This window comes from Flavobacterium sp. CS20 (assembly GCF_018080005.1).
Taxonomy (GTDB): domain Bacteria; phylum Bacteroidota; class Bacteroidia; order Flavobacteriales; family Flavobacteriaceae; genus Psychroflexus.
In genome coordinates this window covers 1,519,216-1,531,666 of sequence record NZ_CP073015.1, presented here as the reverse complement: position 1 = coordinate 1,531,666, position 12,451 = coordinate 1,519,216, and the positions used below count along the sequence as shown (strand labels likewise).

General features: G+C 32.1%; 13 protein-coding genes and 1 pseudogene. 2 read left to right on the top strand and 12 right to left on the bottom strand.

Annotated elements, in window-relative coordinates:
- Positions 1–624: 624 nt before the first annotated feature.
- The 12 genes and pseudogenes from IGB25_RS07235 to IGB25_RS07185 form a co-directional block, all read right to left on the bottom strand.
- Positions 625–1,368, bottom strand: coding sequence for a hypothetical protein (locus IGB25_RS07235; protein ID WP_211066800.1), 744 nt, complete (start codon positions 1,366–1,368; stop codon positions 625–627).
- Positions 1,369–1,877: 509 nt separating this feature from the next.
- A complete protein-coding gene (locus IGB25_RS07230) occupies positions 1,878–2,450 on the bottom strand; it encodes a pseudouridine synthase (RefSeq protein WP_211066799.1) in 573 nt (190 codons plus the stop codon).
- A gap of 116 nt (positions 2,451–2,566) precedes the next feature.
- A complete protein-coding gene (locus tag IGB25_RS15530; protein WP_371815963.1) occupies positions 2,567–2,755 on the bottom strand; it encodes a YceI family protein in 189 nt (62 codons plus the stop codon).
- The gene (locus IGB25_RS15525) at positions 2,752–3,147 is read right to left on the bottom strand and encodes a YceI family protein (protein WP_371815962.1); all 396 of its coding nucleotides are present in this window, start codon (positions 3,145–3,147) and stop codon (positions 2,752–2,754) included. Before IGB25_RS15525 ends, IGB25_RS15530 begins: the two co-directional genes overlap by 4 nt.
- Positions 3,148–3,172: 25 nt before the next feature.
- The gene (locus IGB25_RS07220) at positions 3,173–3,811 is read right to left on the bottom strand and encodes an NAD(P)H-dependent oxidoreductase (protein WP_211066798.1); all 639 of its coding nucleotides are present in this window, start codon (positions 3,809–3,811) and stop codon (positions 3,173–3,175) included.
- 4 nt (positions 3,812–3,815) lie between these two features.
- Positions 3,816–4,265, bottom strand: a complete 450-nt coding sequence (locus IGB25_RS07215; RefSeq protein ID WP_211066797.1) for a MarR family winged helix-turn-helix transcriptional regulator — start codon at positions 4,263–4,265, stop codon at positions 3,816–3,818.
- A gap of 102 nt (positions 4,266–4,367) precedes the next feature.
- Entirely contained in the window at positions 4,368–5,855 is a 1,488-nt protein-coding gene (locus IGB25_RS07210) for a PH domain-containing protein (RefSeq protein ID WP_211066796.1), read from the bottom strand.
- Positions 5,845–6,363: a PH domain-containing protein gene (locus IGB25_RS07205; protein ID WP_211066795.1), complete on the bottom strand. Its 519-nt coding sequence runs from the start codon at positions 6,361–6,363 to the stop codon at positions 5,845–5,847. Before IGB25_RS07205 ends, IGB25_RS07210 begins: the two co-directional genes overlap by 11 nt.
- Before the next feature lie 65 nt (positions 6,364–6,428).
- Positions 6,429–7,262 (bottom strand): annotated as a pseudogene (locus tag IGB25_RS07200) (1,4-dihydroxy-2-naphthoyl-CoA synthase).
- Complete coding sequence (locus IGB25_RS07195) at positions 7,259–8,641, bottom strand: tetratricopeptide repeat protein (protein WP_211066794.1); 1,383 nt, start codon at positions 8,639–8,641, stop codon at positions 7,259–7,261. Before IGB25_RS07195 ends, IGB25_RS07200 begins: the two are co-directional and overlap by 4 nt.
- A 157-nt stretch (positions 8,642–8,798) precedes the next feature.
- The gene (locus tag IGB25_RS07190; protein WP_211066793.1) at positions 8,799–9,980 is read right to left on the bottom strand and encodes an aspartate aminotransferase family protein; all 1,182 of its coding nucleotides are present in this window, start codon (positions 9,978–9,980) and stop codon (positions 8,799–8,801) included.
- Positions 9,973–11,676, bottom strand: a complete 1,704-nt coding sequence (locus tag IGB25_RS07185) for an OstA-like protein (RefSeq protein ID WP_247653666.1) — start codon at positions 11,674–11,676, stop codon at positions 9,973–9,975. Before IGB25_RS07185 ends, IGB25_RS07190 begins: the two co-directional genes overlap by 8 nt.
- Positions 11,677–11,864: 188 nt before the next feature.
- Here IGB25_RS07185 and IGB25_RS07180 point away from each other — a divergent pair, with 188 nt between their 5' ends.
- Complete coding sequence (locus IGB25_RS07180; RefSeq protein ID WP_211066792.1) at positions 11,865–12,011, top strand: hypothetical protein; 147 nt, start codon at positions 11,865–11,867, stop codon at positions 12,009–12,011.
- Positions 12,012–12,016: 5 nt separating this feature from the next.
- Complete coding sequence (locus IGB25_RS07175; protein ID WP_211066791.1) at positions 12,017–12,439, top strand: type II toxin-antitoxin system VapC family toxin; 423 nt, start codon at positions 12,017–12,019, stop codon at positions 12,437–12,439.
- Positions 12,440–12,451 lie beyond the last annotated feature (12 nt).

Sequence of the window (12,451 nt, the reverse complement as noted above, 5' to 3'; positions counted from 1 at the left end):
AAGAACATGTAGTTGTTCGTGAGGATACAAAAAATGTATTAGTAGCTAAAAATTATTGCATTAGTGGCTAAAAAATTAGTGTATTAGTGGCTTAAAAAATGTATTAGTGGCTAAAAAATTATTGCATTAGTGGCTAAAAAATTATTGCATTAGTGGCTAAAAAATTAGTGTATTAGTGGCTTAAAAAATGTATTAGTGGCTAAAAAATTATTGCATTAGTGGCTTAAATAAAGTCATTTTCTGTTTAGTTTGAATATCTCATCAAACACCCAAAAGATCAGATAGCTTAAATGGGCTTTGTTTATAAAGCCAATTCATTTGAGCATAAGCACTGTTTCTGAAATTTTATTCATAATAAAATCGAGATTATTATGATAAAGAGTTTTCTGCCATCTGGGTTTTCATCAATGTTTCTGAGCTATGTCATTGCGATGTCGAATAACTCTGCAGAGGGAGTCTGTTTAATTTGGTTTTTAAATGGTAAAAATTAATACGGCTAAAACACGTGAGATTTTTTTGTCGCTGTATTTTACTCCTCGGAATGATGAGGTTATATTTCCTCACTACGAGTTTAGAAATCGCTTTGTCCTATTTTTCGTGATGACAAAGTTTTAGGTTTAAAACTTAATCATCAAAATAAGGACGTTTAAATTTATCAACTTGTGGAAAGTTTTTATAAACCATAGTTTTGAGCTGTTGTAAATCCATTAATCGTCCTAATATAAAATCTTCGTCATCTTTAAGGAGTTCCAATAAACTCTGCCAAGCTTTCATAGAATTTTCAATTCCTATCAAAGCAATTTTAGCAGAAGAATGATGTCTATTTTGAATCGTATCTTCAAATTCTGGATCATGTGGATAAGAATTTACCGCTGATACTAATTTGACGTGAATTTGAAATTGATACCAATTGATAATATTCAAAGCTTCTTCAATCTCACGAAGTGCTTTATCAGTGTCGTCGAGATGAATGCCTAAATCTATGTTTTCTAATAAGGTTTTTTGTTTTTTATCTAAACTATTGTTTTCTTTGAGCCAATCATCAACTGCATTAACATATTGCATTGATTTATCTGCTAATGGATGTTTTTTAGCATCTTCAAATTTTTGTTTTTCTTCTTTATAACTTTGATCATCGTTTTGAATATCATCTAGGTCAATTCCTTTTTCTTCAGCAAAGTTGATGAGCATTTCCATAGCTTTATTGAGATTTTTCGAAATGATTTTTGCAAAATCTTCTTTGTCTTCAGCTTGGTTCATCTCTTTATGTGTGTCGTGAAACACCCGACACTTTTGCGTAAAATCACAACGTTCGCACCAGCGGTCGCAGTAGTTATAAATGCCAGGAATAAATTGTTTGTCATCCATAAAATGAATTTTGAAACGAAGTTAACTCATCAAATTAAACAAAAAAAACTGTTGAAACAAATTTCAACGGTTTACAAATTAAAAAACAGGATACAAATTATCCTAAATATTTTTTAATCATTTTTGTTTTTAGATTGATGTTTAAGACGTCTAATGCTTTCTGACTTCCGTAAATTAACGTAAGTTCGATATAAATTCCAATAAAATATATTCATATAAAATTCAGATATTTAATCATTTGTCATGTCAACAGAGCGAAGCATGAGCGACGAGATATCTCAGTAGGATGAGATTTCTCCTCATTCTTCGTTATCAATGACAAAATTTGCCAACAAAAAGATGTAATCATCTGATTTACAGCTTTCAATAAATAGAACTCATGTTAAATTAACATTCAAAATTAAAAAGGATAGAGATTTACTTATGTTTTTCTGTTAATATTTTTGAGGCTTTAGATCACACTTCCATATTCGGTATTAGTAACATAAATATCTATATTTTTTTGAGTTTTAAATATTAAATTCATTCACTTCATAAACTTCTTTGGGTTTTAAATGCTCGATTTTTTCATGTCCAATTCTAACCCTGACGAGTCTAAGCGTAGGGAACCCTACTTTTGCCGTCATTTTTCGTACTTGTCTAAATTTACCTTCGGTTAAAGTTATGGATAGCCATGAAGTTGTATTTCCACCTTGTGGTTTTATTGCGTGTTGAGGTTCAGGTAAATTTGGGGTTTCTATTTGATTAGCTTGGCAAGGTTTGGTTTTGTATGTTTTGCCATAGATGCTGATGTTAATACCATTTTTTAGGGATTCAATGGCTTCTAAAGTGATTTTACCACTGACTAGCACCCAATATTCTTTTTCGGTATTGCCTTTTAAAATTTTGTAGGATAACTTGCCGTTAGTTGTGAGTAAAAGTAAACCTTCTGAATTTTGATCTAAACGACCAATTGGCATCGTATCAGGATGAAAATCAAATAGTTCGCCAAGCAGTTTTTTGTTTTTACGCCGAGATTGATTATTGATAAACTGGCTCAGATAGCCAGAGGGTTTGTATAGTTTATAGTGTTTGTGAACCATTTAATATTTTTATCCAAATTTAAAACGTATCAATGTAAATTCACTGCCGCAATTTTGGTAAATAAAAAAAAACGCTCATATAGAGCGTTTTTATTAATAAACTTTAATGATAATATTTAGAATTTTAATTTAATATCAAGCTTAAACTCATCATAAATGGTTCTGTCGCCTAAATTATCAAAAAATGAACCTGAACCGTATTTGATGCCATATTTTGTTCGGTCTATAACTAATTTGGTTGTTGCAGTATTATCAGTTACTTTTAAATCAAAAGCGATAGGATTAGTTTTTCCTTTGATAGTCATATCTCCAGAAATTCCATAAACACCATTAGATTTTTCTCTGCTGTGTTGATAACAAATTTTGCAGTTGGGTATTTATCGACTGCAAAAAAGTCTTCAGAGCTGAGATGATTTTCAAGTTTTGTTTTATCTTCACCTTTAAGGTTTGTAACATTAATGCTTGTCATGTCAACTGTAAATTCACCGCCAACAATTTTTCCTTTTTCAAACTCAAAATAGCCTTCATTAAGATTAATTGTACCAGTATTAGTAAGCACTAATGTTTCGCCAGACCAAACGATTTTGCTATCTTTGATGTTGACTTTTTTCTTTTCTACATCAGTAGTAAAGGCTACTAAAGTAAAAGCCATTATTACTGCCAAAATTGATTTTGTAAAATTTGATTTTGTTTTCATTGTTTTTAGTATTTAAAGGTTAAAATTAATATTCAGTAAATAATTCATTTTGAGATTTTCTCACTTTTTTAGCATGTTGTAGTTGGTCATCTTCACTTCTGTAACCAAGTGTCGCTATAACCGTTGCACGCAAATTTTTAGATTTTAAATCTAAAATATCGTCGTATTTTTCGTTGTCAAATCCTTCCATTGGGCAGGCATCAAAGCCAAAATGAGCTACTGCAGATAGAAGATTGCCCAAAGCAATATATGCCTGTTTTTGTGCCCAGATTATTCTGGATTCATCATCTAGTTTTAGAACTGTGTTTGCTAACATATCACGCATTCCACTTAAATCACTTTCATCAATATTTCGGGTTTGAGCAATGTTTTTAATGTATCGATCTAAATATTGGTCGTCAACATTAGTGTTTGCACAAAAGACAATTAGATGTGAGGCATCTGTTATTTGTGGCTGATTCCAAGATGCAGATTTGAGCTTTTTTCTCAAATCGATATCTTCTATAATCAAAACTTCATAAGGCTGAAGACCGTAAGAAGATGCAGAAAGCTGTATTGCTTTTTTTACATTATTAATTTGCTCATCGTTTAACTTTTTTTCTGGATTGAATAGCTTTGTCGCATAACGAAAGTTGAGTTTTTGAATGTAGTCGTGTGTTGTCATAAGTTTATTGTCTTAATTGATTTAACAATTTATTTATTTGTTCTAAGTTTTTAGTTTTTAGATGATTAGTCATTTCTAACTCTTTAGACTCAACAGAAGCGTTAAGTTTGTTTAAAAAATCTTCACCTTTTTTGGTAATGGATATTTCTACTTTTCTACGGTTTTCAGGACATACTTTTCGATTGACTAATTTTTTATCAATAAGCTTATCTACTAAACGTGTAGTATTGCTCATTTTGGTTACCATTCTTTCTTGTATCGTTGATAAATTTGCAGGTTTGCCTTTTTGACCTTTTAAAATTCTTAAAACGTTAAACTGTTGAATACTGATATCAAATGGTTTCAACACATTATTGATTTTTTCATCAATGTAGTTTGCTGAATAAATGATGTTAATCAGAGCCTTTTTATGTTCTGGTATTTTAAAAGATTTGATATGTGATTCAATATTCATGTATAAACAATAATTGTATATACAAATGTATAATTTTAATATATTCTAATTTGATAATATAATGTTAAATATTTAGATAAAAATTAATTTGATTGTACAATATCAAATCCAACTGTGTTGACTTGACTCGACTTTATAAGTCAGAAAATTGATGATTTCTAAGGCTTCTTTATGTTTTAAATAACTGATTTGCTCATCGCCAGAAGCCGTATAAATCAACAAGTCAGCGTGCTGGTTGCGTTGTTGATACCAATTGCGTTTTAAAGCTAACGATTGAATTTTATGCGTGGCTATATATTTCATATTGGTGTGAATTGAGCCAGAATGAATTTTTATTAAATTTTCATTGACTCCGATATGGCTTTTCTTTACAGTTTTGTATGAAATAATGCTAAAGATTACCATTAAGATCAGAAACACAATTGAGCTGATATAAAAATTTTGCCAGAAATACAGACCAATTCCAACACCCAAACTCAATATAAAATACCGTATCATCAATTGGATTATCAATCGCATACTGCTTTGACGTACAACGAATTCTTGAGCATAAGGCAAATCAAACAAAGATTGAAACATAATATTGATTTCATCATTGCTCACGCCTACAATGCCTATTTTCTTTTTCTTGTTAAGCTCTTCAGAAGAGGCTTGACTTATAAAAATATTTTTGATACCAAAAAGGTCTTTTATGGGGTTTTGCTCTACTTCAAAAACTTGTGTTTTACTCTTTTTGATAACTTGGTTCACGCGTTTAAAAAGTCCATAATCCACTTCAAACTCGTTATCAACTTTTGTGATTTTTAATTCAAAATATTTAATCACAGAAGTTGCAACGGTGACAATAAATGCAGCTGCTATGATAAAAATCACAAAACCAGCAATATAGCCAAGAGTTTCAGGAATTTGATTAAGGTAGGTTTCCTCAAAATGAACGCCAAATAGGTTTGAAAAAATATCTTCGATATACTGAAATAGAGTAGCAATAAATGCAAAAACCAAACCTAAACCTTTGAGATAATTTGAACTAATACCAACTTTTAGTAAGCGTTTTAAGTTCAAATGAAAAAGAACTTCGGGTTTTGTGGCAGTTTTAGTTGGTGTTTCTATATTTTCATTAATATTTTCTGTTTTGTTTTCAAGTAAAATATGTTTTAATTCAACTGCATCTTCACGGCTCAAAGCTTTGATGCTGATTTCAGCTTTACCTTGACCAGCGGTTTCAATTTCAAAGCCAACCACATTGAGCATCTGCTGTATTAAATTTTGATTGATATTGATGTTTTGAATCCTGTCAAAAGCAATATCTACATCTGTAAACTTAAACACACCGTGTCTTAGAAAAAATCGACCGTCTTGAATATGAAATTTAAAATTCAGATAACTTTTATAAGAATATAACAACTGCAAAACCAGTAATAATGTAAAACCCAATACAATAAACTCCCAATAATTTTGTCTGATGTTGCTACTCAATAAAGGTAAAAACGCAAAAATATTTTCTTTGATACGTTTGGCTAAATCCATTAAAAAAATGACCAAAATTCCCCTAAAATTTTGTCGCTGAGGTTTATAGAAATCAGTTTTCATCAAGGTCAGCAACTTTTAGAATTTGGGCTTTCAATTTGTCAGCATCGTTGCGGTTGAGTCCTGCAATGCTTAAATCACCTGTGGATGACCCAGCTGTATAAATTTTTAACGTATATAAATTAAAAGCTTTAAACACTAAGCCTTGTTTGACTTCTATGTGCTGAATGCGTTTGTAAGGTACGATGGTTTGCTTGAATACAAAAAAACCTTTTTGAAAAATCAAATCTTTTTCTCTGATGCCAAACTTTCGTCGAGAAAATCCTAATTCGATATTTAGTATGATAAGCAAAAATAAAATTGCCAAACCCCCAAAAATAGAGTAAAATATAGATGAAGGTAAATCTATTGAATATTCACTTAAAAACAAACCAGAAAACACTAACAGAAACCAAAATGTATATAATATTCTCAAAACTTTTAAATAAGCTTTGTCAACAGGATGACCTTCTACAGTTTCAAAACGAGGTAAATCACCAAGATCTAAAGTTTGGTTTTGAAAATTTATCATGATGATTCATTCTTTTTAAGAAAAATAAGATTAGATAAAATAATTTTAAAATCTGAAATCAAAAATTATGGTATCCATTTGATATTTTTAAAATTAGGTTTTCTTTTTTCCAGAAACGCATTGCGACCTTCTTTGGCCTCATCAGTCATATAAGCAAGTCGAGTAGCTTCACCAGCAAAGACTTGTTAGCCAACCATGCCATCGTCAGTCAAGTTAAAAGCAAACTTGAGCATCTTGATTGATGTTGGCGATTTTTCTAAAATTTCTTGTGCCCATTGATAAGCTTCTTCTTCTAATTTTTCGTGAGTGATAGCGGCATTGACCATGCCCATATCAACCGCTTCTTGGGCAGAATAATTTCGACCCAAAAAGAAAATTTCTCGTGCTTTTTTCTGACCGATCATTTTGGCAAGATAAGCTGAGCCATAACCACCGTCAAAACTGGTAACATCGGCATCGGTTTGTTTGAAAATGGCGTGTTCTTTACTGGCTAAAGTTAAATCGCAAACCACGTGCAAAGAGTGACCGCCACCAACAGCCCAACCTGGCACAACAGCAATCACGACTTTGGGCATAAAACGAATTAAACGTTGCACTTCTAAGATATTGAGCCTTGGCATACCGTCATCATCAACATAGCCTTGATGACCACGAGCATTTTGATCGCCACCACTACAAAAGCTATAAACACCATCTTTTGGCGATGGACCTTCAGCAGAAAACAAGACCACACCTATTGAAGTATCTTCACGTGCATCGAGAAAAGCTTCGTAAAGTTCTGCAACGGTTTTGGGTCTAAAAGCATTTCTGACTTCTGGTCTGTTGAAGGCAATGCGAGCAACGCCGTTAGATTTTTTATAAGTGATGTCGGTGTAAGATTTTACAGTCGTCCAATTCATAATTTAAAATAAGATTTGTAATCAGCGTGAAATGCCATTTCAGGAAAAAGCTCAATCATTTCAAAAGCATAGTCTTGGTCTTGTTGATATGCTTTTTGAAAAGTTATTAAAGCTTGATCAAATTTTTTGAGTTTAAAATAAACACCCGCTAAGCGATACATAAATTCTGGATGATTTTCATAGAATTCTTGAGCATAATCTAGAGTGTCTAAGGCATCTTTCCATTTTTTTTCTTCAATACAAATATCAATTTGCATCAAAAGATTTTCAAATTCATAATTACCAAATTCTAAGGCATGTTGAAGTCCTTTTTTGCTTTCTTCAAAATCACCAAGTTCATTATTGATGATACTAAAATTACGCCAGTGGTGCGGATTTTCTCCGTCAATATTTAAAGCTTTATTGACAAATGACAAAGCGGTTTTATACTCTTTTTTGTTCATGTAAAACTCAGTCAATGCCGACCAAGCTTTGTCCATCATTGGGTCTTCGTGAACGGCTTTTTTAAAAAACTTAACAGCTTCGTTAGTATGGTTTAATTTCATGTAACACTTACCAATTCTCAAATAGGCATAAGCCGTTGGGTCGTCGAGTTGGTTTGAAATTTTATAGTTTTCAATAGCTTCGTTGTATTGTTTAAGCCGTTCAAGCACTTTGGCTTTTTCAAGATAAGCTCCAACAAAATAATCGTCTGAATAGATAGCAAAATCAAAAGCTTGCAAAGCCCGTTTATCTTCGCCAATGTCAAAATAAAGTTTACCGAGTTGGTGCCAAGCAATTTCGCAATAGGGATTTTTATCTAAAAATTGATTGAGGTAAGCAATAGCTTCTTCTTGTTGGTCTAAAAAATCAAAACAATAAATGATGTTGTACAAAGCCGTAAAATCGTTGTGGTCTTGGTCTAAACATTTCATATAACTCAACTTGGCTTTTTCAAAATTTTCCATAAACAGATATTCAATACCTATCAAGTTGTATATTTCTGAAGGTTCAATAGCAAAGTCCAAGGTGTATTCTAAAGTTTCAATCGCTTCAAGATGCCGGTCTTGTTTGGAATATATATTAGCTTGAAGCACGTATATTTCTTCGTTTTCGGGATCTACTTTTTGAAGATATTTCAGCAAGTCTTCTGCTTGAGCGTGTTTGTCTTCAAAAATGTAAATTTCGGCTTTAAGAAGTTTTAGGTCTGTGTAATTAGGATGTTGGTCTAAACCTAATTTTAAAGCTTTTTTGGCTAAAGTCAGTTTTCCCATATCAATATAATGCTCTACAATTTCAACAAATTCATCTGCGTCAAAAAATAAGACGTTGTTGGTTTTGAGCATGTGTTCGAATTTTTCAATAGGGAAATCAAAGTCTTCGTTGGATTCAAATTTCATAAAAGAGACTTTTAGAATATTTATTGGTTAAAATTAAAAGGCTTTTCATTCGGTTTCTGTTTTTTTTAAATAGGTTGTTAACAAAATAATCAACAATTTATTAAATGTGCAAGTTACAAATTGTGTTATTAGAATAGTTATCTTATTAATGATACTTTCACATTGTCAATTCATCTAAAATTTTTAAAATGATTTTACAGCCTTTTTTGATATCGTCATCTGCTATTGTTAAAGGTGGTGTGATGCGTACGGCTTTTTTTTCATAAAGCGACCAAAATAAAATCAGATTATGTTCTTTGGCTTTTAAAATCAGTTGATTGGTCAATTCTTCTGTTGTCATCATTAATGCTAACATCAACCCTTTTCCTCTGATTTCTTCAATTAAGGGATGTTTTAGTAAACTTTTAAATAGCAATTCTTTTTCATTAATTTGTTTGACGACATCAGTGTTTTCTAAAATCTCAAGTGTTTTTAAAGCGGTGGTCGCAACAACTGGATGTCCGCCAAAAGTTGTGATATGACCTAATTTAGGATTATCACTTAACAATTGCATCAATTCTCGAGAAGCTGTAAAAGCACCAATAGGAAGTCCAGATGCCATAGCTTTGCCCAAAACTAAAATATCTGGAACCACATCAAAATGCTGAAATCCAAAAAGTTTTCCAGTTCTACCAAATCCTGGTTGAATATCATCTAAAATCAATAAAGCACCTACTTTTTTACAGCGTTGTTTTACTTTTTTTAAATAATCGTTTTGAGGCAAAATAAAACCTGCGGCACCTTGAATAGTTTCAAGAATGACGGCGGCGGTTTGGGTTGTAATTGAGTCTAAACATTTTTCGTTATTAAACTCAATATGTTTGATTTCTGGCAAAAGTGGTTCAAAGGGTTGTGTGCGTTCCTGATAATCCATAAGACTTAATGCACCATAAGAATTACCGTGATAACACTGTTTTGCAGCGATAATCTGCGACCGACCTGTTGCCCGTCGTGCCAATTTTATCGAGCCATCAATGGCTTCTGTGCCACTGTTGACCAAATAGGTTTGCTCTAAAGGTTGTGGTAAAATTCGAGCTAAAGTTTTTGACACGTCTAAGGCTGGTTTTAGCACATATTCGCCATAAACCATAACATGAAGATATTGCTCAGCTTGAGTTTTAATAGCTTCTACAATTTCAGGATGACAGTGTCCTAAGTTGCAAGCCGAAACACCAGCTACAAAATCGAGATGAGCTTTGCCATCGGTTGTAAAGATGTAGCTACCTTTTGCAGATTTAACTTCTAATCCAAGTGGATGCGGTGTGGTTTGTGCTTGATATTTTTGAAATTCTTTATTCATTAATGTTTTTGACCTTCGATTTTGGTTTTAAGGTTTTTAGGCCTTTATTTTGTTTCATAATAGGTTTTAGAATTGTGTCTGTTTTCTTAAGATTAGATTTTTCGTTAAGGTCTTTTTGTTGATAAAAAGGAGTAGTAATTGAGTCGTTTATTTTTAAATCTTTTAAACCATGAATTACAGTCAAATCAAATTTTGGTCTGTTAGATAGCAGTTCGGCTTTGGATTTTATTTTTTCTTCTCCACGCCATTCCATTCCTCTAAAAGTTCTGGCATTAGGCGGAAGTTCAGTTTCTGGATAAGTAACTCCTGAGACGTTATTGAAATAATACATATCGGTAACTTCTTTGTCTTTAAATTCAATTTTGATACTTGAGGCTAAGGTTTTATCAATGCCAATAAGTTCACCATCTTCATTTCTGGTATAGTAAATCGACTCAGCATTTTTAATAAAATGTGCTTCGGTTAATTCGTTATTTTCAAATAAACCAAACAATTCTTTGCCTTTGATTTGATTGAAACCTTCAATGCTGTCTTTTTGAACCATAAAACTATTGTAAAATACTTTTAAGGAGTCTAATTTATTGGTTTTTAGATTTGAAATTAGCATGATAGTGTCACCATTAACCTGACTATTGGCAGACCATAAAACGGGTTTTCCTATCATCTTAGTATAGCCAGTAATTTGTGATGAATGTATAGAATCGGCTTTACCGCTTAAATCAGATTTAAACAGTCGTGCATCTGGATAAGCTCTAACTATACGTTGGTCTGGCGGACCTGTTATCATCATGGTATCGCTGGCGATATGAATAGAATCGTTTTCTTGAAAGGTTGAGGCTATCGGGTTTTTGGTAATGATGACTGAATCTTTTACTTTATAAATTTCGGCATAATAGCCTTTGACTCGAGTTCGGTTGATGGTATCAATAATTTCAATATGGTTGGTTGCCGAGGCAAAATTTCGTTTTTGGTCAAAAAAGATGCTATCGCCATATAAGGTACGTTGTTCATAATCAACCTTTGAGTTTTTGACAAAATATCCAAAATCTTCTCGGGTATCAAAAAAACCACGCTCGCAATACACTTCGCCATTTTCTGTTGTTACCACTGATGGACCGTAGAGGTAAGCGTGTCCATTTTCAGTGTAAAAGTCTAAAATATCGGTTTTAATAATGTAATCTGGACTTGTAACTTTTACATCTTGCCGAAAGGCATACTTATCATTTTCTAATTCGTATGTGCCACGAATGCTGGTAATGGTGCTTGCGGTATCTTTTACGCTACCACCGCTTCTATAAAACGCTTTTTGAACGAGTCTATCAAAAAACAGCGAATCTGTGGTTAGTTGGTTGCTCGGCGTCGTTAAAACCACGTTTTCACTGGCAAAAGCAAACTGTGTTTTGCCATTATATTCTGCATAAGCACTACGCATGTTGATGGTGTCATCTTGTATCATTTTGACATTGCCATAGGCTTTAAAAAAATTTTCTTTTTGATAAAAAATAGCCTTGTCACACCAAACTTTAATGCCTTCGTGTTTAAAAAAAACTTGTTTAGTAACTTTATTAAAAATAAAAGCACCAGGATATAATTTTTCATTGATGTTTGTGCGTTCACTTTCGTATTCAATTTGGCTATTTTGAGAGAATCCATAACTACAAACCAACACAAAGCAAAAAATGATGAGCTTATTCAAATTCAAAAAGTTTATGCAAAATTACACAAAAGCCTTTATAATTTGATTAATAAGTGCTGTGAAATTGTTAAAATCCTGATAATTAACGTTTATTAGATACCAAATAACCGAAATATCAACTTGAAGAAAATTTAAGATTAACCTATTTGATCACAGTTTTTGTATATTTGTATATCAAATTAAATGTTATGGCTACAGAAACAGATAAAACAAAAGTCAAGAAATCTAAGGCAAAAAAAGATACTAAATCAAAAAAAGTATCTAAAACTTGGTTGGCAATGGAAAAATTACAAGGTACAGGCGAGATATTAGACATGAAAGCAGTGCTCAAATAAAATAGATGGGGAGATACCTTTTAGATACTAATATTTTAGTTTTTACTATATCTGGCCAAACCCAAAACCTTTCAAGTGAGACAAAAAATATTTTAAGTGACTATAGCAATCAGCTTCATGCCAGCACCATATCAGTTTTGGAATTACTTCAATTGTATAGAATTGGAAAAATAAAAGTTAAACCATTTAAGTCAGCTCATGAATTGATTGATGCTATAGAAAATTTATTATACATTAAAATACTTCCCTTCACTACGTATCATATTGATACTGTTTCTAAACTAAAAATCGCTAAAAACCACAACGACCCAAACGACCACGCCATTATTGCTCACGCCATAACTGAAAAATTAACCTTGGTATCTTCTGACCGAGAATTTCATGATTATATCACCCAAGGCTTAGATTTTGCTTTTAATAAACGGTGATTTAAATCTATT